This window comes from Clostridium putrefaciens (assembly GCF_900461105.1).
Classification (GTDB): domain Bacteria; phylum Bacillota; class Clostridia; order Clostridiales; family Clostridiaceae; genus Clostridium_L; species Clostridium_L putrefaciens.
In genome coordinates, this window is the sequence record NZ_UFWZ01000001.1 from 1,986,414 (window position 1) to 2,009,587 (window position 23,174).

At 30.4% G+C, this 23,174-nt stretch carries 25 protein-coding genes; all 25 read right to left on the reverse strand.

From position 1 onward, the window contains the following. Positions 1-2: 2 nt before the first annotated feature. The 25 genes from fliF to DY168_RS08930 all read right to left on the reverse strand — a co-directional run bounded on the left by fliF (position 3) and on the right by DY168_RS08930 (position 23,168). On the reverse strand, positions 3-1,565 hold the full coding sequence (gene fliF, locus DY168_RS08810) for a flagellar basal-body MS-ring/collar protein FliF (RefSeq protein WP_115641442.1): 1,563 nt from the start codon (positions 1,563-1,565) through the stop codon (positions 3-5). 19 nt (positions 1,566-1,584) lie between these two features. Beyond that, positions 1,585-1,878, reverse strand: a complete 294-nt coding sequence (gene fliE, locus DY168_RS08815) for a flagellar hook-basal body complex protein FliE (RefSeq protein WP_115641443.1) — start codon at positions 1,876-1,878, stop codon at positions 1,585-1,587. 11 nt (positions 1,879-1,889) lie between these two features. Further along, on the reverse strand, positions 1,890-2,318 hold the full coding sequence (flgC, locus tag DY168_RS08820; RefSeq protein WP_115641444.1) for a flagellar basal body rod protein FlgC: 429 nt from the start codon (positions 2,316-2,318) through the stop codon (positions 1,890-1,892). Positions 2,319-2,320: 2 nt separating this feature from the next. Beyond that, positions 2,321-2,725, reverse strand: coding sequence for a flagellar basal body rod protein FlgB (flgB, locus tag DY168_RS08825; RefSeq protein ID WP_115641445.1), 405 nt, complete (start codon positions 2,723-2,725; stop codon positions 2,321-2,323). A 375-nt stretch (positions 2,726-3,100) separates the two neighbouring features. Beyond that, positions 3,101-3,946, reverse strand: a complete 846-nt coding sequence (locus tag DY168_RS08830) for a flagellin N-terminal helical domain-containing protein (protein ID WP_115641446.1) — start codon at positions 3,944-3,946, stop codon at positions 3,101-3,103. Positions 3,947-4,016: 70 nt separating this feature from the next. Next, positions 4,017-5,240, reverse strand: coding sequence for a flagellin lysine-N-methylase (fliB, locus tag DY168_RS08835; RefSeq protein WP_115641447.1), 1,224 nt, complete (start codon positions 5,238-5,240; stop codon positions 4,017-4,019). A 120-nt stretch (positions 5,241-5,360) separates the two neighbouring features. Then, on the reverse strand, positions 5,361-6,200 hold the full coding sequence (locus DY168_RS08840) for a flagellin N-terminal helical domain-containing protein (RefSeq protein WP_115641448.1): 840 nt from the start codon (positions 6,198-6,200) through the stop codon (positions 5,361-5,363). 177 nt (positions 6,201-6,377) lie between these two features. Then, entirely contained in the window at positions 6,378-10,415 is a 4,038-nt protein-coding gene (locus tag DY168_RS08845; RefSeq protein WP_115641449.1) for an IPT/TIG domain-containing protein, read from the reverse strand. Positions 10,416-10,573: 158 nt separating this feature from the next. Further along, on the reverse strand, positions 10,574-11,398 hold the full coding sequence (locus DY168_RS08850) for a flagellin N-terminal helical domain-containing protein (RefSeq protein ID WP_115641450.1): 825 nt from the start codon (positions 11,396-11,398) through the stop codon (positions 10,574-10,576). 107 nt (positions 11,399-11,505) lie between these two features. Further along, positions 11,506-12,345 (reverse strand): flagellin N-terminal helical domain-containing protein, encoded by an 840-nt coding sequence (locus tag DY168_RS08855; protein ID WP_115641451.1) that lies wholly within the window; start codon positions 12,343-12,345, stop codon positions 11,506-11,508. A gap of 186 nt (positions 12,346-12,531) precedes the next feature. Continuing rightward, positions 12,532-12,876 carry a flagellar protein FliT gene (fliT, locus tag DY168_RS08860; protein WP_115641452.1) on the reverse strand — a complete coding sequence of 115 codons (345 nt, stop codon included), beginning with the start codon at positions 12,874-12,876 and terminating at the stop codon, positions 12,532-12,534. A gap of 17 nt (positions 12,877-12,893) precedes the next feature. Continuing rightward, positions 12,894-14,522 carry a flagellar filament capping protein FliD gene (gene fliD, locus DY168_RS08865; protein ID WP_115641453.1) on the reverse strand — a complete coding sequence of 543 codons (1,629 nt, stop codon included), beginning with the start codon at positions 14,520-14,522 and terminating at the stop codon, positions 12,894-12,896. Positions 14,523-14,544: 22 nt separating this feature from the next. Further along, positions 14,545-14,928, reverse strand: coding sequence for a flagellar export chaperone FliS (gene fliS / locus DY168_RS08870; RefSeq protein ID WP_115641454.1), 384 nt, complete (start codon positions 14,926-14,928; stop codon positions 14,545-14,547). A gap of 11 nt (positions 14,929-14,939) precedes the next feature. Next, a complete protein-coding gene (locus tag DY168_RS08875) occupies positions 14,940-15,242 on the reverse strand; it encodes a hypothetical protein (protein ID WP_115641455.1) in 303 nt (100 codons plus the stop codon). Positions 15,243-15,311: 69 nt separating this feature from the next. Then, positions 15,312-15,671: a flagellar protein FlaG gene (locus tag DY168_RS08880; protein WP_115641456.1), complete on the reverse strand. Its 360-nt coding sequence runs from the start codon at positions 15,669-15,671 to the stop codon at positions 15,312-15,314. A gap of 25 nt (positions 15,672-15,696) precedes the next feature. Continuing rightward, a complete protein-coding gene (gene csrA / locus DY168_RS08885) occupies positions 15,697-15,912 on the reverse strand; it encodes a carbon storage regulator CsrA (RefSeq protein ID WP_115641457.1) in 216 nt (71 codons plus the stop codon). A gap of 4 nt (positions 15,913-15,916) precedes the next feature. Then, on the reverse strand, positions 15,917-16,342 hold the full coding sequence (fliW, locus tag DY168_RS08890) for a flagellar assembly protein FliW (protein WP_115641458.1): 426 nt from the start codon (positions 16,340-16,342) through the stop codon (positions 15,917-15,919). 59 nt (positions 16,343-16,401) lie between these two features. Continuing rightward, the gene (flgL, locus tag DY168_RS08895) at positions 16,402-17,382 is read right to left on the reverse strand and encodes a flagellar hook-associated protein FlgL (protein WP_115641459.1); all 981 of its coding nucleotides are present in this window, start codon (positions 17,380-17,382) and stop codon (positions 16,402-16,404) included. 28 nt (positions 17,383-17,410) lie between these two features. Further along, positions 17,411-19,165 carry a flagellar hook-associated protein FlgK gene (flgK, locus tag DY168_RS08900; protein WP_115641460.1) on the reverse strand — a complete coding sequence of 585 codons (1,755 nt, stop codon included), beginning with the start codon at positions 19,163-19,165 and terminating at the stop codon, positions 17,411-17,413. A 13-nt stretch (positions 19,166-19,178) separates the two neighbouring features. Continuing rightward, positions 19,179-19,589 (reverse strand): flagellar protein FlgN, encoded by a 411-nt coding sequence (locus tag DY168_RS08905; protein ID WP_115641461.1) that lies wholly within the window; start codon positions 19,587-19,589, stop codon positions 19,179-19,181. A 9-nt stretch (positions 19,590-19,598) separates the two neighbouring features. After that, a complete protein-coding gene (flgM, locus tag DY168_RS08910; protein ID WP_115641462.1) occupies positions 19,599-19,874 on the reverse strand; it encodes a flagellar biosynthesis anti-sigma factor FlgM in 276 nt (91 codons plus the stop codon). 331 nt (positions 19,875-20,205) lie between these two features. Continuing rightward, the gene (gene fliY, locus DY168_RS08915) at positions 20,206-21,399 is read right to left on the reverse strand and encodes a flagellar motor switch phosphatase FliY (protein WP_115641463.1); all 1,194 of its coding nucleotides are present in this window, start codon (positions 21,397-21,399) and stop codon (positions 20,206-20,208) included. After that, positions 21,392-22,384, reverse strand: coding sequence for a flagellar motor switch protein FliM (gene fliM / locus DY168_RS08920; RefSeq protein ID WP_115641464.1), 993 nt, complete (start codon positions 22,382-22,384; stop codon positions 21,392-21,394). Before fliM ends, fliY begins: the two co-directional genes overlap by 8 nt. Positions 22,385-22,393: 9 nt before the next feature. Then, complete coding sequence (locus DY168_RS08925; RefSeq protein ID WP_115641465.1) at positions 22,394-22,795, reverse strand: chemotaxis protein CheW; 402 nt, start codon at positions 22,793-22,795, stop codon at positions 22,394-22,396. 13 nt (positions 22,796-22,808) lie between these two features. Continuing rightward, a complete protein-coding gene (locus DY168_RS08930) occupies positions 22,809-23,168 on the reverse strand; it encodes a response regulator (protein WP_115641466.1) in 360 nt (119 codons plus the stop codon). Positions 23,169-23,174 lie beyond the last annotated feature (6 nt).

Sequence of the window (23,174 nt, forward strand, 5' to 3'; positions counted from 1 at the left end):
TATCACCTCTCATCCTCTGCAATCCACGATTTAACTATATCAATAACTTGATTAGGTTTTTCGCTAGCGTATTTTTTAATTTCTTTTTCTATGTGGTTACTTTCAGTGTTTACTTCAAATTCTATAGGTTCAAATTCAACTTTTTCCTTAGGGTTTATTTCACTATTCATATCTAGTTGCAATTCAGATAAATTATCATCTAATTTATCTTCTTTGAGTTTCTTTAGAATTATTATTATAATTATAATAGCCAATAGTACCCCTAAAATTATCCCAATAATCTTATATAGTTTATATTTATTTTCTTTTTCAACTTGTTTCTCCATATCTTCAGCTTGTTTTCTTGTATTATCTTTTACAGTAGAATCGAATGTCATTCCTACAACACTTATTTCATCTCCTCTATCTGCTTTGTAACCAATAGCATTAGATACTAAATTTCGAATATTTTCCTCAGTTACTCCATCCAAGTTTCCATCAACCACAACTGACGCTGTAATTCTTTTCACTTCACCAGGTGCAGATATTAACTTAGTTTCTGTTTTCCCCACTTCGTAATTAGTACTTAACTCTTCCCTTGAACTTGTAGTATTAGCATTATTATTATTATTTGCAATGGTATTATTCATATTATTATCTATTGGACTTTGTGTGATTTTTCCTCCGCCCCCTGTATTTGTTTCCTTTGAAGAGGACTCACTTATAGTCACTTTATTAGGATCTACAACAATTTTACTTTCTTCAACCGAATTAAAATCTAAATCTGAATTAATTTTAACTTTAACTCTATCACGGCCCATAACAGTTTCTAACATATCTAGAACTGTAGTTTCAAGCTTTGATTCATAATCAATTTCAGCTTTTCTATGCTTATCTAAAGATGCTATAGAAATGGAACTTTCATCAAATATTTCTTTAGACAATAAATTCATTTTATCATCTATCACTTCTATATTTTCCTTAGGGATACTTTGAGAAGATCCTGAAATTAATGATATTATAGACCTTACTTGATCTACCTCTAACTTTTCGCCTTGTTTAAGTTGAACATATACAGCTGCTTTTCCTGGCTTAGATTCCTTTACGAACGCTGAATCTTTAGCTGGTGTCAAATGAACCCTCGCATTTTGAATTTGTGGAAAGCTTTTTATAGTTTTTTCCACTTCCCCTTGTAGCATCCTTTGTTTCTTAACTCCAAACTCTTCATCAGTCATTCCAAATGAATTTCCATCATCTAAAAGTTCATATCCTTTACTACCATTTGAAATTGATGTAGCAAGTTCTAATCTGAGTCCATCTACCGTTTCTTTTGGCACATAAATAGAGTTTCCTTTTACTTCTGTTTTAACTTTCTTTTCTTTAAGCTTTTCTGTGACTACTTTTGCATCTATTGGATCTAAATTTGAAAATAACACGCCATATTTATTAGATCTCACATATATACCTAAGAATATGATAGCACCCACGAAAGCTACTAAAGATATTCCTAAGGCAATCTTAGTGCCAAGTTTCATGCTTTTAAGCTTATCTTGTAAATTTTTAAAGCTATCTTTAAGCTTTTCCATTGCTCGCACTCCTCACTAACTATAATTGCATTCTATTTAATTCTTGATAGGCCTCTAGAAGTTTATTTCTAACTTGTACTGCCATCTGCAAGGATAACTTAGCCTCCTCTGTAGCTAACATAACTTTATGCACTTCAATTTTATCACCTTTTATAAGACTTTCTGTATTAAGATCTGCAGTAACTTGCTTATTATTTACCTCATTTATACCTTTTTTCAAAATTTCAAAAAAATTCTGCTGTTTTTCTTCTTTTTTATTAACCTTCATATTTTCAAAGATTGCACTATCTGGAACAAAACCATTAATCTTCATAATAACTCCTCCTATCTACCAATTTCTAATGCTTTAGAGTACATACTTTTCATAGCATTTAATGTGTCTACATTAGCCTCATAAGAACGCGATGCTGCTATAACATCTGCCATTTCATTTAATATATTAACATTTGGCATAAGCACATAACCGTCTTTATCTGCATCTGGATGGCTTGGTTCATAAACTCGTCTCAAAGGACTTTCATCTTCCACTATCTCAACAGTTTTTACACCCATAAGATTTTCTCCACATTTTTCACTTTTCCCTAAACCCTTTTCTATATTACTTTGAAATATAGCTATCTTTCTAACATATGGTTTTCCATTTTCTCCTCTTGTAGTTTTTGCATTTGCAATATTAGAAGAAATTGTATCCATTCTAAGCCTTTCAGCTGAAAGTCCACTAGCGCTTATTCTCATAGCTCCAAAACTACTCATAATTATCTTCCACCTCCATTTATAACATATCTTAAATTAGATAGTTTGCTATTTGCTTGCGTAACTAGAGTATTGTACATTAGTGTGTTAGCGGCTTGATTAACCTTTTCGCTCTCAATATCCACGTTATTACCATCTTCCCTCATACTGGAATCCTTATCCTGTACAACTTTGATTTCACCAGCATTTTGACCTTTATGTATATGTTTAGCTTTTGTTGTCTTAAGTTTAAACTCATTAAAACTTCCATTCAAAGTTTCTTCAAAGCTTACCAGATACTTTTTGTATCCTCTTGTATTTAGATTAGCCATGTTATTAGCAATGGTTTTTCCTCGTATAGATGAAGCATCTAATGACTTTTTTATAATATCATAAGATCTTTCTATTGGTATTAATGAACTCTTCATAAAATTCAACTCCTTATGCTCTTAATTATATTTATTTACAATATACAACATATTATATCAAATCTATATATAAATTAATATATATATTTTATTATAATTCAAATTTCTATTAAAGTATACATTTACGCGTATATATTTCAACACTATTATTATACCTCTTTTTATTTAAGTCACACTTTGTTATATATTGTAGTTTAATGATGAAACGTAGTATTAAAACCATATGATATATGACTTAATATATATTAAAATAAAATCTATATAAGAGAGTTAACTCTCTTATATAGATTTTCACAGTCAAAAATTAAAAGTTACTAGTCTAGTATAATGCAATATAATGTTAAGCTTACAATTAAACACTTAAGTTTTATTTTATTACCTTATTCTTTCTAAAACCCTAAGAGCTTCTTGAGGAAGTTTATTACTTTGTGCAATCATTGCATTGCACGCTTCTACCAATAAATTACTTTTTGTTAATTCCATCATCTCTTCTGCAATATCAACATCGCCTATACTACTATCTGCACTTTCAATAATTAAAGAATTTTCTCTTTGCATATAATAAACAGACTCCATCCTATTTTCTAGGGCCCCGTATTTACTTCTTATAGATATAACCGCATCAAGAGAAGCATCTATTATATCTAAAGATTTATCTAAATTTCCTAAGCTTACTATATCTATACTTCTTAAGTTATTTCCTTTTGTATCAGTTAAATTTGTTGTTGTTAGATTATTTATAGGTATATCTAAATATTCCCCTACATTAGCTCCTGCAGACATCTTTATAGTTGGAGGTTCACCAATACCTTTTCCTAAGAGTTTAATACCATTAAACTCTGTATTATTAGCTATAGAATCTACGGAATTAAGCATTTGATCTATCTCTTTTTGCACACTTTCTCTATCCTCTTTGGTTTTTAATTCATCACAACTAACTGTAAGTTCTCTTATCCTATTTAAAGCTGTGATCACGTTTTCAAGCCCACCACCTGCAGATTGAAGCATACTTATACCGTCTTGCATGTTTTTTTGCGACATTTGCAACCCTCTTATTTGAATTCTCAATTGTTCTCTTTGCGCCATACCAGCAGCATTATCCATGGTTCTTGTTATTTTATCTCCACTAGACACCCTTAACATAGATTTACCTTGCGCTGCTAAATTTTTAGTATAGGTTCTATAAGCATTTAAAGACATCATATTATGGTTAAGTCTCATATAATCAACTCCATTTTTGTTTTAATTAGTATCTTCTATTATATCGTCAATTTATAATAAAACTTTATCCTTAATTTTTTAATAGTGCACACATATAGGCTAATGTTATGTACGATTCTGTACCATTCTTTTCAAGTGCTTTTAAAAGTTCGTTCATAAAGTCATCATTATGATCCATTTCTCTTGTAAAAGCATATATAGTATCTATTATTATTTCATCATCTATATATCCGTAATAAAGAAATAACCCGGATAAATATAACTTTATCATAGAATAATGTATTACAATATTACAATATTTTTTAAATATATCATTACTATTTAAATTAAAGGGATTTGAATATACATAATGCACAAGATAATTTTCAATTACATAGCTTTTTTCTTTTAGATACTCAATAAATCCATTACATCCCTTAATGTAATTAGCCACATTTCTCTCCTCTTCCCCTTCTTTGTAATCTATCCCTTCTAAAAACTTATCATATATATCTTTAAGCGGTCCTTTAGTTACGTATCTTACCTTTGCAATAATATTCAAAATTTCCAGTTGGACATTATACTTTACGGGTATTTCTTTAAAGTAAGGCTTAAAGTTTAAATCCATCATATCATTTCTGCTTGTTTCTATTATAGTTTCAAGCGTAGAATAATCATTACTCTTAATGACTTTATCCAACTTTCCATAGGTAAGTCCTAATATGAGCAGTCTTTCCCATAATTCATAATCCCTATTTTGTATAACTTCAATGGTAAATATTCTTAAAGTCCAGAAATAATTATTTAAGTCTTTTTCATCCTTTATTTCATTATAGATAATGTTAACGGGGTTATCTGTATTGATCACCTCTTCTGACTCATAAAATTCTAGTTTTTTTTCATCAAACAATAAAAGCCTTGCTACTTCAGGACAAGATAAAGCAGTGGAAAATTCTCTTACACCCCCTACCTTATTCATAATTCTTGGGTAAGTAGTGCAAGTATAAGAAAGATAATCTTCCCCAAGACTCGAATATATAGAACATAATCCATCCTGTTTTACAAATGGGCACTTCCCATTTTTATCATTTTTAATGATAGCATAATCATATTTGTGTTTAGAGTTTTTATTTATTTCCACACCACTTTTTACATATTTTAAGAGAGCTTTATCTTTTATGCCTCTATATTTTTTATAGGTATTTTTATCTATGTTTATACTCCAACCATGACAACAGTTATCCCTGCATTCACTACCTATACACTTAAATTTATCATATTTATCATGTTTTAACGTTATACAACTTTTATACACTATTTATTCTCCTTTTAAATTAAATACATATTTTACTGATAATTTATAATCCTCACATATATCATAATATCTTAAAAAACTCCTAAGTAATTACTTAGGAGTTTTTTAACTAAAATTTTATTATCTTAATAATTGAAGAACTCCTTGTGGAGCTTGGTTAGCTTGTGCAAGCATTGCTTGTGCAGCTTGTTGTAATATATTATTCTTTGAGAAGTTCATCATTTCTTTTGCCATGTCTACATCTCTAACTCTTGATTCTGCTGCTTGTAAGTTTTCTGATGAATTACCAAGGTTAGCTATAGTATGTTCTAATCTATTTTGGTAAGCTCCAAGTAATGATCTACCTGTTGATACCTCTTTTAAATTATTATTTACTACTTCAATAAATTCTGTTGCTTTTGCATGATCTTCAACTGAAGCTGCTTTATCGTTTAGTGCTTCTACTATCTCAGTTAAGTTTATACCCTTAGTAACAAATTGAAGTTCCATCTTTTGCCCTTTATTTGCTCCTACTTGTATGTTTAACTTTCCAGCATCTCCTGCTGTTCCATCTAATAAGTTTAGTTCATTAAATTGTGTGTTTTCTTTTATTCTTACTAGTTCTAGTCCTAATTGTGCTATTTCTTGTCCTAAAGAATCTCTATCAACTTTTACGTTAGTATCATTAGCAGATTGAACCGCTAATTCTCTCATTCTTTGAACTATAGAGTGAACTTCGTTTAGCGCTCCCTCTGCTGTTTGGATCATTGATATTCCATCTTGAGAGTTTCTTGAAGCTTGATCTAATCCTCTAATTTGTGCTCTCATTTTTTCTGATATGGATAAACCTGCTGCGTCATCTCCTGATCTATTTATTCTTAACCCTGATGAAAGCTTTTCCATTGACTTACCAGCACTTGCAGTGTTTATACTCATTTGTCTGTGTGCGTTCATAGCATTTAAATTGTGATTAATTATCATAATATATTCCTCCTTGATATTTTGTTTTTAGACATCCTTGTCCATTTTATAATAAAGTCTAATTAGACTTATTAACTTTATATCTTTATCTACTTTATATATCGTACATTTATGAATATACTTTATATATAATTTGAAAATTTTTCTTAGTTATCTTAATATTATTTAACTTAGTTTTTATGGAAGAGCTATATAGTTAAATCCATTAATAAGTTTCACTTCTTTTCCATCTGGATTTATTACTCTAACATCTACTAGGCCTACCTTATCTGATGTTGGTATAGTAACTCTCATATAAGTTGCGCTGTTTAATGCTACATCCAAACCATCTTTATCTCCAAATTTAACCTTAACACCTTCTTGGAAGTCCTTTCCGTATATGGTTATCCTTTTATTTGTTTCATTATACACAACGGAATTTGGAGTTATAGTTGTTATTACTGGTGCTGGTTTTTCTGGCATAGGTTTATAATCAAATCCACTACTAAGTTTTACTTCCTTACCATCTGGATTTATTATAGTAATGTCAACTGCCCCTATTTTATCTGATGTTGGTACAGTAACTCTCATATAAGTTGCGCTGTTTAACGCTACATCCAAACCCTCTTTATCTCCGAATCTAACTTTAACGCCTTCTTGGAAGTCACTACCATATATAGTTATCCTTTTGTTTGTTTCATTATATATAATTGAATTTGGAGTTATAGTTGTTATTTTTGGTGCTGGTTTTTCTGGAATTGGTAAATAATTATACCCTTTCTCCACCACACCAGTTTTTCCATCCGGATTTATCAACATTATATCTGCAAGTCCCGGTGAATCTGCCTTAGGGATCAAGACTCTTATCTGTTTATCATTTACAAATGTTACTTTTAAAGAATCTTTTCCACCTATTTTCGCCTGAATTCCTGGTTCAAAACCTATACCATATATATATATTGTATTATTATCCTCATTATATATACTTTCTTTTGATTTATATGAAGTTATTTCAGGACTAGGTGTATCATTATAATTATATGACTTATCAACCTTTACTTCTTGTCCATCTGGATTTATTACTGTTACATCTACTATATTGGGTTTATCTGTAGCTGGAACAATAACTCTAAGATGCTTTGAACCGTACAACTTTACATTTAGAGATTTTTTATCTCCAAACTTAACCTCAGCACCATCTTGAAAGTTCTTTCCATATATGCTTATTGTTTGATTTCCATTATTATATATACTTGAATTTGGAGTTATAGATATTACTTCTGGTGCTGGTTTTGCTGGCACCGGTATATAACTTAATCCATCAACAAGTTTTATTTCTTTTCCATCTGGATTTATAACTGTCACATCAACTATAACTGGTTTATCCACAGTTGGTACGGTAACTCTAAGATGAGTTTCACCACTTAAAGTTACATTTAAAGCTTCTTGATCTCCAAATTTAACCTTAGCGCCCTTTTGGAAGCTCTGACCATATATACTTATTATGCTCTTTTCATTATATATAACAGAACTTGGAGTTATAGATGTTATTTCTGGTGCTGGTTTTTCTGGAACAGCCTTATAATTAAATCCATTAACAAGCTTTATCTCTTTTCCATCTGGATTTATTACTGTTACATCTACTTCACCTGGTTTTTCTACAGTCGGAACAGTAACTCTAAGATATTTCTCACTGTTTAATGATATATCTAAACCTTCTTTATCTCCAAATCTAACTTTAACTCCACTTTGGAAGTTTTTTCCGTATATACTTATTCTCTCATTTGTTTCATTAAAAATAATTGAATTTGGAGTTATAGATGTTATTTCTGGTGATAACTTTTCTGGAGTTGGAATGTAATTATATCCATTATCAAGCTTTACTTGCTTACCATTTGGATTTATAACCACCACATCTACCACGCTTACTTTGTCTACCGTTGGTACAGTGACTCTAATATTAGTTGCACTATTTACTGATATATTTAGACCATCTTTATTTCCAAACTTAACCTTAGCTCCCTTTTCGAACCCACTACCATATATGGTTATAACCTTACCTTCTTCATTATATACACCTTTATTAGGACTTAAAGATATTATTTCTGGAGACGGTATATCTTTATAATCAAATCCATTAACTGATATCGCCTCTTTAGCATCTGGATTTATAACTTTTACATCTACAGATTTCACCTTATCACTTACTGGCACTTTAACTTTTAAGCTATTAGCACTAAAATTTAATATATTAGATTCAGTATTATCTATAAATACCTTACAATCTTTTTCAAAATTTTCACCTTTAATAGTTATCTCTACTTCTTCGTTAATATATGCGTTATTTGGAGTTATACTTGATATAGCTGGTATAATCACCGGCTTTATCTTATAAGTATACGCCTTCAATAAATTAGCTTCTTGCATATCTGGATTTATAACTTTTACATCAACAACTTGTCCATCATTAACTTTTGGAACATTAGCCGTTATTTTATTAGAATCCACAATTACAACGTCAGTTGCTTCATTTACCCCAAAGTAAACCTTAGCCCCTGATTTGAAGTTCTTCCCAGTAATAGCAACACTATTAGATTCATCTATGAATCCTTCTGATGGTGTTATTCTAGTCATTACTGGTGCTGGAAGGACTTCCGCTTCGTATGTGAATCCATCTGCTACGGTAATAGTTGATTCATCTTTATCAGGATTAGTTACTGTTACATCAACCATTCCTGGACTTTCCACTTCATCTGTTAGGGCATAAATCAAAGTTGGATTTTTGTATATTACCTTTTTAGCTTCTTTATTACCAATTTTAACTTTTACTCCGTTTAAAAAATGATTTCCTCTTATTGTTACTGTGGTATTACCAGTAACAAGTCCTTTATTAGGAGCAATGCTTGTTACTTCTGGTTTAGTCCAATAAAGATAGCTACTTTTTGCAGATTTCTTATCTATATTGACAACTTTTAAATCTACAGCTTTTTGTTTTCCTTCTGGAACAATTGCCCTTATTTCATTTTCACTAACATAATCAACTTTAGCAGCTAAAGTACTATCAAAATAAACTTTAACACCTGATTTAAAGTTAGTTCCCTTTATTATTATTTCATTTCCTCCAGCTACATCTCCATTATCTGGAGTAACTGTTGTTATAGTTGGTGCATTATATTCAACACTTACTTTTGGTATATTAAAATTAATTGTTTTTTTAGCTCCTGCAAAATCTTTATAATTAACATCAGACTCTAAGGATACAGGATATTTACCTAAGGATGTTAAATTCTTTACTCTTATCTTATAATTAAAGCTTAGCTGCTGATCTTTGAGCTCTAATAAGTGCCAAGATATCTCATTACCATTTACCGTAGGTTTTGGTATATTAGTATCATAAGAACCTGGTACAATTTCAAACTCTGGTGATACAACATCTTTTATAGTTAAATCATAAGCAGATGCTATACCTATCTCCTTTACTATAGACTTATATATCTCATTCAATCCTACTGATCCAAGTACGAAGTGATGATGTTGAGATGTAGTTGCCATTTCCTTCAAAACATTGTTTTGAGGGCTAAGTAAAGGGTTATTACCTTGATCTAATAAAGCAATAGTATAAAATATTATACCTGCATCTTTAGAGACAGCTGCTGCCTCTTTGGCATGTCTAAATCCAGCCTCTTCACTTCCACCATAATTTGCAGCTCCATCTGTCATTATTATAATAACAGGTTGAGCGTCTTCTCTATGACCTTGTAGCATTTCTGTAGCTTTTGCAATAGCACTACCAGTGTGAGTACCTCCACCTGATTTTATGCCACTTATATAACTTTTAAGTTCTAAAGGGTCATTTGTTAGTGGTAGTGAACCTATATTTTGTGTGAAACTAAAATCCACAATACCCACTCTATGTTTTGTCATATCCATTAAATCAACAAAAGCCTTTGCTGACTCTCTAGCATCTTCAATCTTTTGACCATTCATACTTCCTGACTTATCTATTATAAGTATTACGTCATTTGGCATTACTGTATTAGGTGGTGGTGTACCCTTCACATTCACCGTTACATTAATTTCTTCTCCATGAGTTACAGTATCTTTTTCAATTTCTTTAGAAATCTTTACTGTATCTACTGCAGCATTAGCTGTAAATGATACATTTGCAAATAAGGCATTGAAGAAAAATACTGATAATATAAATATACTAACAACCTTTTTATTAACTTTTCTCATTATTATTTAGTCCTCCTTTTATATTATAAGTACCCTAACATAATATCATACTTATAATACTGTTAAATTATTTTAATTAAGGCTTTATATTAGCCTTAATCAAGATTTCTTAAATTTAATATAAAATTTAAATATCCATCTAAAACTTAGGATTTTATTTATTTCAGCAATTCTAAAATCCTTTGAGGATTTTGATTAGCTTGCCTTAAAATGTTTTGGGTTGAATGTTTTAACACATTACTTTTACTATATTCCATCATTTCTCTAGCTATATCTGAATCCCTTATTCTAGATTCCGATTGTTGTAAGTTTTCTGAAGCATTATTTAAATTATTTATGGAATATTCTAATCTATTTTGCGCCGCTCCAAGCTTGCTTCTTTCTTCAGAAACCTTTTTTAAGGCTGTATTTACTATATCAACATTTATTTCTGAATCTGCTATTGGCGGTGCAAGTGGTATCATCATGGATGAAGGTAGATTTAATCCCATATTAGTTAAATCACTAATACTTAAATCCACACTTTGTCCAGTATTAGCACCGATTTGAAACTTTTGCATAAAAAAGGTTCCATCTAAAAGCACCTTTGTATTAAATGCTGTAGTTTCTGAAATATGATCGTTTGCCTCTAAAAGCTGAATAATTTCTCTATCTATACATGCTCTATCTTCCTCTGTTAGTGTATCTGTGGCCTTTTGTACACAGAGTTCTCTCATTCTTTGCATCATACTTTGCATTTCATTCATAGCCCCTTCAGCCGTTTGAATCAAGGAAACCCCATCCTGACCATTCCTGGATGACTGATCTAATCCCCTTATTTGAGCTCGCATCTTTTCAGATATTGAAAGCCCTGCAGCATCATCTGCCGATCTATTAATTCTTAAACCAGAAGATAACCTTTCTGAAATCTTTGCAACATTTGATACATGACCTTTCATTTGCCTATGGGATTGCATAGCAGTAATATTATGATAAATTATCATACTTTCACCTCCTTTTAAAGAGAGTTTTGAAAAAAAATGTAATAGTCCTTATTATCAAAAATAGTTAGAGCTAAGCTCTAACTATTTTTGATTTTATCTTGTATATCTTATCTTAGTAATTGAAGAACTCCTTGTGGAGCTTGATTAGCTTGTGCAAGCATTGCTTGTGCAGCTTGTTGTAATATATTATCCTTTGAGAAGTTCATCATTTCTTTTGCCATGTCTACATCTCTAACTCTTGATTCTGCTGCTTGTAAGTTTTCTGATGAATTACCAAGGTTAGCTATAGTATGTTCTAATCTATTTTGGTAAGCTCCAAGTAATGATCTACCTGTTGATACCTCTTTTAAATTATTATTTACTACTTCAATAAATTCTGTTGCTTTTGCATGATCTTCAACTGAAGCTGCTTTATCGTTTAGTGCTTCTACTATCTCAGTTAAGTTTATACCCTTAGTAACAAATTGAAGTTCCATCTTTTGCCCTTTATTTGCTCCTACTTGTATGTTTAACTTTCCAGCATCTCCTGCTGTTCCATCTAATAAGTTTAGTTCATTAAATTGTGTGTTTTCTTTTATTCTTACTAGTTCTAGTCCTAATTGTGCTATTTCTTGTCCTAAAGAATCTCTATCAACTTTTACGTTAGTATCATTAGCAGATTGAACCGCTAATTCTCTCATTCTTTGAACTATAGAGTGAACTTCGTTTAGCGCTCCCTCTGCTGTTTGGATCATTGATATTCCATCTTGAGAGTTTCTTGAAGCTTGATCTAATCCTCTAATTTGTGCTCTCATTTTTTCTGATATGGATAAACCTGCTGCGTCATCCCCTGATCTATTTATTCTTAACCCTGATGAAAGCTTTTCCATTGACTTACCAGCACTTGCAGTGTTTATACTCATTTGTCTGTGTGAGTTCATAGCGTTTAAATTGTGATTAATTATCATAATATATTCCTCCTTGATATTTTGTTTTTAGACATCCCTGTCCATTTTATAATGAAGTCTAATTAGACTTATTAACTTTAAATCTTTATCTACTTTATATATCGTACATTTATGAATATACTTTATATATAATTTAAACTTTTTATATTTTTTATATTATGCATACGTTTTATTTTAATTAGACCTTTATACCTTTTTATTGAAATATATAGAGTCAACAGAAAATTCCTTTGTATAGCTCTTATTTACATCTTTTTTGCTTCTTATTTTCCCTATCTCTTCCTTATATATTTTCCTTTTTTCTTTCATTATATTTGATAGTTTCTCTTGTAATTGCATTATTTTAAATTTGTTACATATAATTACAAAGTCTTCTTTTGTGTAGTCCAAAGCCTCAATGCAATGTATAATATTTTCCCTAATATCAAGAATACTTTCTAATGAATCTAATTCTTCTTTTTCTAAAAGTTCTATGGCTTTTATCGTATCTTTACTATAACTTTGTATATATTTTTCTAATTCATAAGTCATGAACATACCCCTATCTTTTACTTAGCTCCGTTCCCAGACTGTTGTGCAAACCATGCCGCTTGTGAATTAGCCTTTTGCATAGCCTTTTCTAGTTGTGCAAACTTAAGGTAATATCTATTTTCTCTTTGTGCCAACTTTTTCTCCATCTCATATATCTTTTCTTCTTTTTCTTTTATATTATTACTAAATAAATTAGATTTTTCAGAAAAGTGTCCTTTTATACCTGCCTTTTCTATGAATATTCCTCTCTTACCATATTTATCTCTTGTGGTTCTAGTATAATCCATAATAATATCATTAACTCTTTGAAATATTCCTTCTTCTTTAAATCTTGTTTGCTTATCAGCATGAGAAGCATCTGAATTATATACTTTATGACTTTCCGATGTTTTTGTGAAAAGTTTAGTTACTTCTTCAGGCTTATCTCTAAGTGCTTCTTTTAACTTTTTATCATCAATAACTAACTTCCCTCTTTGTCTTGTATCTGAAGAAGTTGATATCCCAATATCAGAAAGGTTTATATCCATACCTTTTACAGAACCCTTCATACCTTTATCGTAATAAAAGAAGGCTCCCCTAAGCTCATCTAACATGCCTCTTAGATCTTCATCTCCCTTTAATAGACCTTCTTTAGCTCTTCCTTCCCAAAGTTTTATTTCATCTTCTTTCATATCTTTCTTTTGCTCTTCTGTAAGAGGAAGATATTTATATTGCCTCTTTTCTTCAGTTCTCTTACCTATATTATCTATGAGTTCATTGTACTTTTCTACAAACCCTTTTATCTTTTCAAGAGGCTTATCAACATTGTTTTTAATGGATATAACATTACTACCTTTATCAACTAATGTGTAACTAATCCCATCTATAGTAAAATCATTTGAAGACTTTTTAACAGAAACCCCAGTGCTAGACCCTGGAGGAGTTATTATAGACATAGAATCTTTACCTTTTTCTTCTTTACCTTTAAGTCCCATACCAAATATATTATTAATGGTATCTTCCGTTCCTAATTTAATACTAGTATCTTCACCATATTTCTCACCTTTTAATGTAAAGTTTTCTGTAAGTTCGCTATAATATAATTTTACATTTCCATTAGTTTTATCAGATATAAGTTTCGATAAATCCCTTACTGACATATCATCTTTTTCAAGTTTAATTTGTACTGATTCCTGTGGGTTACTACCCACCTTGTAAGTTAACGTAAAGAAGTCGTTTTTATTTATTCCAACACTAGATAGTTTTGAATCATTACTTATACTCTTACCTAGCTTTTTACCCTGTATGCTTGCCTGAGCCGCTAGTTCTCCTACTTCTATCTTATAATTACCTTCTATAGCACCAGATCCCGCTGTTACCTTAACACTTGCTGCTTTATTACTTGCTTCATTAGCTGTATCAACATCATAAGCTACAAATGAATCTTCCGTTAACATATAATCTTTATTATTCAATATCTCAAAATAATTATTTTTAAATTTATTTGTTTCTGTTAACATATCTCTATATAATTCTTGTTTCCATTGAATTAGTTGACTATCTTGTCTAACCTTATCTACCCTAATCTTATATGGTTTCATCATTTGTTTTACCATATTTTCCGTATCCATACCTGTAGCTAGTCCACTTAATCTCATCTGTGACATATATTATTCCTCCTTAAAATTATTAGTCTCTTTTTGATAGTTTATAAGCTTCATTCCACGTATCCCTTATATCCTCTATCAAAGGTATAATTTCATCTAATACCTCTATACTTTTCTTTATATTTGCTTTTGCTAATTGGTCATTTATAAACTCATAAACTAACATTAAATCTCTTGCCCAAGCTCCACCTTTTTGTACATCAAGGGTAGCCATAAGCTCTATAAATATATCTTCTGTTTTCATTATATTTTCATGAGCTTTAATAATATTTTTTTCTTCAATTCCTTGTCTTGCAGTCTTTACAAATGTAACTGCTCCATCTAAAAGCATAAGCAATAGTTGCTCCTTAGAGGCAAAATTTACACTATTTTTCTTGTATATATTATAAGCATTATTGCTATACATCCATGTTCCTCCTATTTTCTTATATCCAAAAGGCTTCCTTTATATATCTCTTTTGTAGTACTTTTGTGATCTTTTGTAGCCTTAACCTCTATATCCTGAACCTTCACTGCACTTACAAATATCTTATTATCTTTTTTTATATGCTTAAATGAATCAACCTCTTCTTTTTGTAACTGTTGACCTGTGCCTTCTTTTCCTTGTTCTAAATCCTTATTTATAGATATGTCTTCTTTAGAGTGTACCTTACCTTCTTTTGTTTTTGAATTAATCTCATTCCTAAGTTCGCTATCGATTTTATTTAATCTAAATTCCATTACATCACCTCAATAACAGCATTAAAGTATAAATTGGAATTAATATCTTCAGTTTAAAGATTAGCTGAATCAAGCTTTTTTATCTACTATTATTCCAACCATTTCACACATACTTGCTACCATATCTAATATTTTATGTGGCGGAAGTTCCATTACAACTTCCTTAGTTTCATTATTCACTATTTTTATCATAATACTATTGAGCTTATCATGTCTTTCATATACTACATGAACATCTTCTCCAGCTAGAAACTTATTTAATTTATCTACTGACATCTTAACTTGTCTTTCTCTAAACTCTTTATCCTTCGGGTTTATCTTTTTAACAGGTGTATCTACAACCTTTTTGTGAACCTTAACATTTTCTATTTCATTTTTAACATAGTCCGTAGAACCTTGTCTTCTTTGACCTATTCCTGTAACTTCCATATTAATCCCCCCATCTATATTTTTATTATTTCTTTAAAGCTTTTAATATATCTATGCTAAATTCTGTTGCCTTTTTATTTTCTTCCATTACCTCATCATAAAGTTCTCTACGCAATATCTTAATATCCTTTGGCGCAGATATCGCGAGTCTTACACTACCGTCATCTACTTTAACTATTGTAATTTCGATATTATCTCCTATAAGTATAGATTCATTTTTTTTTCTAGTTATAACTAGCATTTTATCACTCCCTAATTATAGGATATTTTATAGAAAAGTTTTCATCTTCTAATATTATTTGTTCCCCTAAAGACTCTTTTATATTTATAATTATAGGTGCTCTTAGATTAGCAGTTATCTTACTTACATCAGAGTTCAATGTTACCGTATTTAAAATAAGCACATCTTCTTCTTTTTTAATAGACAGCTTGTCGATAATTTCATCGCTTAGTTCCACTTCATATTCTTTTATAAATTCGAATGGTGAAACTACTATAAGTCCAATCTCTTCATCTTCAATAGAATGTAATATTTTAAAAATATCGCTACCATCTACAGATAACAGTATAAAATTCTTTAAAGATTCGAATGCTGGCAACCCTTTGTTAAACTTTATAATGTCCCTTTCTTGAAAACTTACTGTTCCATGGTACTTAGTTTTAACTTCCATGTATTCACACCCCCTTATACAAGTCTTAACTTACAAAATATATGTTTTAAATATACTATTTATCTCAAATAATCCAATAAGGTTGGTTGCATTATCCTGGCACTAGCCTGAAGTGCTGCCACATATACTGATTGCATAGCCGCAACTTCAATGCCTTTTTCTGTAATATCTACATCCTCAACTTCTGAAAGTATCTCTATCAAATTAAAATTTTCTTCTGTGTTTCTTTCTTTTGCAGAATCCATTCTATTTTGTCTAGCTCCTACTCCAGCTCTCAATTTCAATACATTATCTATAATATCACTTATACCCTGTAGATCTTCCATTATTAACTTATTTCTATCCTCTTCTTTATCACTACCTAAATGATTTACTATATCCCCAAAAACCTTTCTGACATCTAAAGGTTCACCTTTATCATTTTTAAACTCTGTAATTTCCTGTGCAGTTACATTATATTCTATATATACACTTTGAGCTATTTCTACTTTAAGTTTTGATCCTATCATATTGTATTCGCTTGCGTTTGCTTGAATATCTACTAATTCACTGCCGTCTCGCAATGCATATCCTAGTTTACTATTACCATTTTCTTTTACTACAGTCATAGGTTTAGATAGCCCTCTTGTTCCACCAAATATATATTTACCATCAAAACTAGTATTCACTATTTGAGAAAACTCTTCTATCTTTTCATTTATTTCATCTCTAACTGCTTTTCTCTCTGAAATACTATATGAGGCATTCCCAGTAGACACCAATAGTTCTCTAACCCTCTTAAGAACTTCTCCTGCTTGCCCTAGGGATGTGTCTGCCGAATCCAACCAATTTATTGTATCTTTTATATTTGAATTATACTGCTTATTTGCAACTATATCAGAATTAATTTGCATAATTCTTGAAACTTTAGAAGGATCATCAGAAGGTTTTCTCACTTGCTTACCTGATGTGGATTGTTCTTGTAATGTTTTCATTTTACTAAGATTAGTTCTCATATCACTTAAAAAGTTATGAGTAAGCATCTTGTTTGTAACTCTCATAATCTTACCACCATCTTCCTAATATATTTTACCTTTTCAGTCCATTTATTACAACATCCAACAGCTCGTCTATCGTGGCTATAACTTTAGCATTTGCTTGATATGAATGTTGAAATTGTATAAGATTTGTCATTTCTTCGTCTTCCGATACTCCTGATACACTTATTTTAGATTCTATAATAACACTTAAAACGTGCGTTTGAGTTTTAACCTTATTCTTAGTTTCCTGACCTTTAACACCTACAGAACTTACTATATCTTTGAAATACGAATCCATTTTCATACCTTGTATATTATTTTTTATAAAAAATTCATTTGGAGTAATATCAAAACCATTAATAGGTACTAACCCTGTTCTTGAATTTATTGTTGAACCAATTTCTTGTATCATAATTAAACTATCTTTTAATCCTGCTATAGCTAGTGCTCTTGAATTGTCAGACTCCCCTGAATTTTTATCTTTACCTACAATTATTTTCATAGCATCTTTAATTATTTCAGGGTTTACAGCTATATTGCTTGCATTAATCTCATCTTCAGTTCCTCCATCTTTGTTAACAAAAAATAAGATTTGTTCTGCAGGGTCAATGCCTTTAGTATGTATAGCATTAACCGACCATGCTAAAGCCTTAGCTAATTTATTTAAATCTTTTTCATATCCTTCAACATCTTTGTGAATTGACATTAATCCACTTAGTTCACCTTTAGACGCTTTAAATATAGCCTTATTAAGAGATTTAGGATCATTTAAATTAAGCACACTTCCTACTATGGTTCCTAAGGAATTACCTAATACATCAACAGGTTCGCCTTTAGTATTTGTCCAAATTACACCTGAGTGTTCTAATTCTTTAGCAACTTGTGACGCCTTATCTTTATCCACATTTACTGTAGTAGTAACCTTGTTTTCGATATTAAGCTTATTTCCAAGTTTATAATAAGTTATTTCAATTTCTCCAGTATTTTGCCCCGCTGCATCCTTTTTTACTTCAATGCTATCTACATAGGATAATCGGTGTACATCCACTTCATTATTAACAGCTTTCACCATGTTAAGACTATAACCCTCTGCTTTAAGATTTATACCCTGATTACTAGTCTTTTCAATATTTATATTACATTTTAAACTAAGCTGATCTAATAACAAATCTCTTTTATCCATAAGATCATTAGGCATTTTACCAGCTACACTTATTTTTATTATTTCTTGATTTAATTTATCTATTTGATCTAGCATTGAATTTACTTCGGTTACTGCTCCTCTAGTAATTTCTTTAGAATTAGTCTTTATTTGTTCAAATTGTACATAAGTATGATTTAAAGTTGAAGCTAATGATGAAGATTTCTGTGCTGCTACTATTCTAGAATTTGATCCTTGAGTATGCTTTGAAACATCTTGCCACGCTTTAAAAAATTCTCCCATTAAATTAGATATCCCTGTATCTGTAGGTTCATTTAATACGCCTTCTATCTCTGACAAAAACTTATACCTCGTATTATTTTCACCTAACTCACTAGTTCCCATCCTTACTTGAAAATCTATAAAAGAATCACGAATTCTTTCTATACATTCAATCTGAGATCCTGTACCTAATTGCCCTGGTTCAGCTGAATTGTGTATACTTGGGGTAGCAAATGGCCTCGTTGTAGTAATTTTTGCTCTTTGCCTTGAGTATCCTTCCGTATGGGTATTAGCTAAGTTATGGGAAGTAACGTCTAGAGCCTTTTGTTGAGTAAACATACCACTCTTCGCTATATTAAAAGTTCCAAATAATCCTGACATCTTTCCACCTCATTTATTTACCTACTCTTCCCAATGAATTATAGGTTGTATTTTGTCTCTTAGGGTTTATTATATTTAACATTTTTGTTGTATAACCGATTTTTTGTTTTAATAAAGATTCATTAAAGTCTTTTTGAAGAACTAAGGACTCAACAAATCCTTTTATATCTCGATAACTATCTTCTAATTCCTCATCATTTAATTCTTTAATTATTTCACTCATAGCTCTTCCTTTTGTAACAGCCCTTCTTTTTACCTCAGCTTTGGCAATAGTCTTATTACAATTTTCAATATGTTCTACTATGGCTTCTAATTTAAATACCTCATCTTTAAGAATATATTCATGTTGTTTTTCTAAAAGATTTAATAAGTCTTTTAGACATATACTTTCTTCATTAATTATATCCTTTAATTCTATTTTCATATGATAAATTTACCTGCCTTTCATACTCAGCAATATCTTTTTTGCTATTAATTTAGAATCCACATTATATGTCCCCTCCCTTATACTAACCTTTATATCCTCTACTTTCTTTTCATCACACATTGTCTTTATATCATTACCTTGCATATTGCTTAAGCTTTTAGCTATAGACGATATTTCAATAGAATCCTTTTTGATCTTTGTATCATTATTTTCATTTATCCTTTTAATGTCCCCATAAGATTTTATATAACTAGTGTTGTGATTAATAGATTTAATATTCATATAAACATCTCCACTTTCCAACTAACGTTTTAATAAGAAAATTATAAAACATTAAATTTTATAATAAAGACTTATTTTCACATTAATACTTTAAATTTTATAAACATAACGTATATAATCTCTTATTATCTTTTTTAATAACACTTTTCATATTTAAATTAATACTAATTAATTATCGTATAGTCTTTTCAAAAGTTTAGATAAATACCTATAAATAAAAGTGTAAAGCTAATGTGATTTATAAAGATTCCTATTACCTAAGAAAACTTTATAAAACAGCATTATACCTTACACTTTTAATAAATTAAATACTCAGCTATAACTTAAAAGGTTATTTCACAAATGTTTTAACTCTCTCTGCATTATTTACTATGTTTGTAATTCTAACCCCGAAGTTTTCATCTACTACAACTACTTCACCATAAGCTACTCTTTTACCATTTACTAATATTTCTACAGGTTCTTCTGCTAATTTATCTAATTCTACTAAGGAACCTGTGCCTAAATTTAAAATATCTTTTATAGATTTTTGTGTTCTTCCAAGTACCACTGATATTTCTAGTGGTACATCTAAAATAAGATCTATATTACGGGCACTACCTTTAACGGAATCACCTTCCAATGGTTGGAAAGATGCCTTTTGAATTTCTATTGCTTCATTTTTTATACTCATCACTTCTTCAATGGGTTTCTCATAAACCTTATTATAGTTACAAGTGTCATAAGACCCCTTCCTTTCAGTATCTTTATTTTGAATTTCTTTATTGATTATAACTTCTTCATTTTCTTTAACCTTTGAAGATGATTCCAAATTTTCTTCATCATTTTCTTCTAGCAATTCTTCTTCACCCATCATGATCTTAACGATTCTTTTACCTGTTTTCAATGGCAAAACTTGCATTATGGTGCTATCTACCAAACTTCCGATTGTCATTCTAAATGACACCCTTATTACAAGTTCATCTTCAGTCATATCTTCTACTAGAGGATCTGTTGTATCTAACCAAATCTTAGATATTGGAGGTGATATATTAACTTCTCTCCCAAGCATAGTAGCCATAGATGTAGCAGATGATCCTATCATTTGATTCATAGCTTCCGAAACAGCACTAATCTCTATTTCAGAAAGATCTTCTATTGGTTGTGAACCATCTCCACCCATCATAAGACTAGATATGACAGAAGCATCTGGCGTTCTCATCACCAAAAGATTTTTCCCAAGTATACCACTTATAAATTCAACTTCTAAAGCTATATTTGGCACTTCAAATGAATTTCTAAGTTCTCTTAAACTTATTAAGCTCACTATAGGTGTTGTGATACTTACTTTTTGATTTATTATTTGGGAAAGCGTGGTAGATGCTGATCCCATAGTTATATTACCTATTTCTCCAAGTAAGTCCTTGTCCATATCAGAGATTTCATCTTCTGCTATGTTTACATCATCATTTAAAATCATGTTACTTTCCTCATCGCCTTTTAATAAAGAATCTATTTCTTTTTGTGAAAGGAATCCATTACTCATAAAATTGCACTTCCTTATCTATAATATCCAAGATTTTCACACCTCTATTTTTGCCAATAATGCCCGGTTTAGCATAAAAACTTTCTTCATTTTCTACTAAAATCTTTATAGCATTATCATATTTATTATCTAACATAATAACATCCCCAATAGTTAACTGTAAAAAGTCTTCTACAGTTAATGATGACTTACCAAGTACAGCACCTAGTGATACGTCTACAACATCTAATCTGTTTTTTAACTTTTGCCTAGATTCCGTCAAAATCTCTTCTTCATTTTGTTGGAACCAATATTGAACTACCAATTTATCTAAAAACTTCTCTATACTCAAATAAGGTATGCAAATGTTTATAAATGTGCTGTTTCCACCCAATTCCACAGAAAATGTTACTAATGCAACAGGTTCTTTGGGTGCTAACGTTTGATTTAATGCAGGATTTGTTTCAATCCCCTCTATTTCTGTATCAATCTCTAAAACATCTTCCCAAGCCAACTTTAAGTTGTCTATAAGACCTTTATTAATCTGAGTTATTATATTTTTATCTATATCTGTAAACTCTCTTGTTTTATAGTTTTCTTCAGCCTTACCACCTAATAATATATCTATAATTTGAAACACAAATTGTGGATTAGTTTCAAACAATATTGACCCCTCTAATGGATTCATCTTAAATATAGTAAGTATAGTCGGTGTAGGGATTGAACGTATGAATTCTTCATATGTTATTTGTTCTACAGATTGTATCTCTATCTTTACGTTAGTTCTAATTTGAGCTGAAAGATAATTTGATATAATCCTTGCATAATTGTCATGAATCAATTCTAAAGTTCTTATATGATCTTTAGAAAACTTTTGCGGACTTCTAAAATCATAAGGTTTTACTTTCTGCCTTTCTTCCTCTGGAAGCTCATCTGGCTCAATTTCACCTGAAGACAAGGCAGACAGCAACGCATCAATTTCTCCTTGAGATAATACTTCTGCCACTCTATTCCCTCATTTCTTTAGTAATTTATTTATATCTATTAATGTAACAATTCTACCTTTTAAATTTATAATACCTTTATGATAACTAGCAACTTCTTTTTCTGTAACTCTTTCAATAATATCCTCTTTTATCGCTAGAACTTCATCGACTTGATCAACCATTATAGCCACTTGTTCTTCTCTCAATTTTAGAATTATTATATTATTTTGTTTTTGGTTTGAATCTTTCATATTTAAAAGCATGTTTATATCTAAAAGAGATACTATGCTTCCTCTTAAATTTATGAGTCCCTTTATATGTTTTGGGGCTTTATGTACCTTTGTTATCCTCATAATATCATTTATACCTTGAACCATCGAGGCTTCAATGGCAAATTGTTCATCATTTATATTAAATATTACTATTTGCATATAAAAACTCTCCTTAATCTATAGCTTTTTTTAAAGCTTCTAAAACCCTATCTACTTGGAATGGCTTCACTATAAAGTCTCTAGCACCTGCCCTCATAGCATCCATAACCATAGTTTGTTGCCCCATAGCGCTGCACATTATTATTTTTGCAGATGAATCAAATTGTCTTATATTTTTAACTGCTTCTATACCATCCATATCAGGCATTGTTATATCCATAGTTACAACATCCGGTCTTTCCTTTTTATACATTTCTACAGCCTTAATACCATTACTTGCTTCACCCACCACTTCAAATCCATTCTTTTCAAGGATATCCTTAATCATCATTCTCATAAAAGCCGCATCATCAACAATCAACACTTTTGCCATTTTTCA

What these genes read in the sequence shown, in the direction of transcription:
- fliF (WP_115641442.1), bottom strand. Translation starts at nt 1,565, where the DNA reads ATGGAAAAGCTTAAAGATAGCTTTAAAAATTTACAAGATAAGCTTAAA.
- fliE (WP_115641443.1), bottom strand. Translation starts at nt 1,878, where the DNA reads ATGAAGATTAATGGTTTTGTTCCAGATAGTGCAATCTTTGAAAATATG.
- flgC (WP_115641444.1), bottom strand. Translation starts at nt 2,318, where the DNA reads ATGAGTAGTTTTGGAGCTATGAGAATAAGCGCTAGTGGACTTTCAGCT.
- flgB (WP_115641445.1), bottom strand. Translation starts at nt 2,725, where the DNA reads ATGAAGAGTTCATTAATACCAATAGAAAGATCTTATGATATTATAAAA.
- DY168_RS08830 (WP_115641446.1), bottom strand. Translation starts at nt 3,946, where the DNA reads ATGAGACTTAACCATAATATGATGTCTTTAAATGCTTATAGAACCTAT.
- DY168_RS08840 (WP_115641448.1), bottom strand. Translation starts at nt 6,200, where the DNA reads ATGATAATTAATCACAATTTAAATGCTATGAACGCACACAGACAAATG.
- DY168_RS08845 (WP_115641449.1), bottom strand. Translation starts at nt 10,415, where the DNA reads ATGAGAAAAGTTAATAAAAAGGTTGTTAGTATATTTATATTATCAGTA.
- DY168_RS08850 (WP_115641450.1), bottom strand. Translation starts at nt 11,398, where the DNA reads ATGATAATTTATCATAATATTACTGCTATGCAATCCCATAGGCAAATG.
- DY168_RS08855 (WP_115641451.1), bottom strand. Translation starts at nt 12,345, where the DNA reads ATGATAATTAATCACAATTTAAACGCTATGAACTCACACAGACAAATG.
- fliT (WP_115641452.1), bottom strand. Translation starts at nt 12,876, where the DNA reads ATGACTTATGAATTAGAAAAATATATACAAAGTTATAGTAAAGATACG.
- fliD (WP_115641453.1), bottom strand. Translation starts at nt 14,522, where the DNA reads ATGTCACAGATGAGATTAAGTGGACTAGCTACAGGTATGGATACGGAA.
- fliS (WP_115641454.1), bottom strand. Translation starts at nt 14,928, where the DNA reads ATGTATAGCAATAATGCTTATAATATATACAAGAAAAATAGTGTAAAT.
- DY168_RS08875 (WP_115641455.1), bottom strand. Translation starts at nt 15,242, where the DNA reads ATGGAATTTAGATTAAATAAAATCGATAGCGAACTTAGGAATGAGATT.
- DY168_RS08880 (WP_115641456.1), bottom strand. Translation starts at nt 15,671, where the DNA reads ATGGAAGTTACAGGAATAGGTCAAAGAAGACAAGGTTCTACGGACTAT.
- csrA (WP_115641457.1), bottom strand. Translation starts at nt 15,912, where the DNA reads ATGCTAGTTATAACTAGAAAAAAAAATGAATCTATACTTATAGGAGAT.
- fliW (WP_115641458.1), bottom strand. Translation starts at nt 16,342, where the DNA reads ATGGAAGTTAAAACTAAGTACCATGGAACAGTAAGTTTTCAAGAAAGG.
- flgL (WP_115641459.1), bottom strand. Translation starts at nt 17,382, where the DNA reads ATGAGAGTTACAAACAAGATGCTTACTCATAACTTTTTAAGTGATATG.
- flgK (WP_115641460.1), bottom strand. Translation starts at nt 19,165, where the DNA reads ATGTCAGGATTATTTGGAACTTTTAATATAGCGAAGAGTGGTATGTTT.
- DY168_RS08905 (WP_115641461.1), bottom strand. Translation starts at nt 19,589, where the DNA reads ATGAAAATAGAATTAAAGGATATAATTAATGAAGAAAGTATATGTCTA.
- flgM (WP_115641462.1), bottom strand. Translation starts at nt 19,874, where the DNA reads ATGAATATTAAATCTATTAATCACAACACTAGTTATATAAAATCTTAT.
- fliY (WP_115641463.1), bottom strand. Translation starts at nt 21,399, where the DNA reads ATGAGTAATGGATTCCTTTCACAAAAAGAAATAGATTCTTTATTAAAA.
- DY168_RS08925 (WP_115641465.1), bottom strand. Translation starts at nt 22,795, where the DNA reads ATGCAAATAGTAATATTTAATATAAATGATGAACAATTTGCCATTGAA.
- DY168_RS08930 (WP_115641466.1), bottom strand. Translation starts at nt 23,168, where the DNA reads ATGGCAAAAGTGTTGATTGTTGATGATGCGGCTTTTATGAGAATGATG.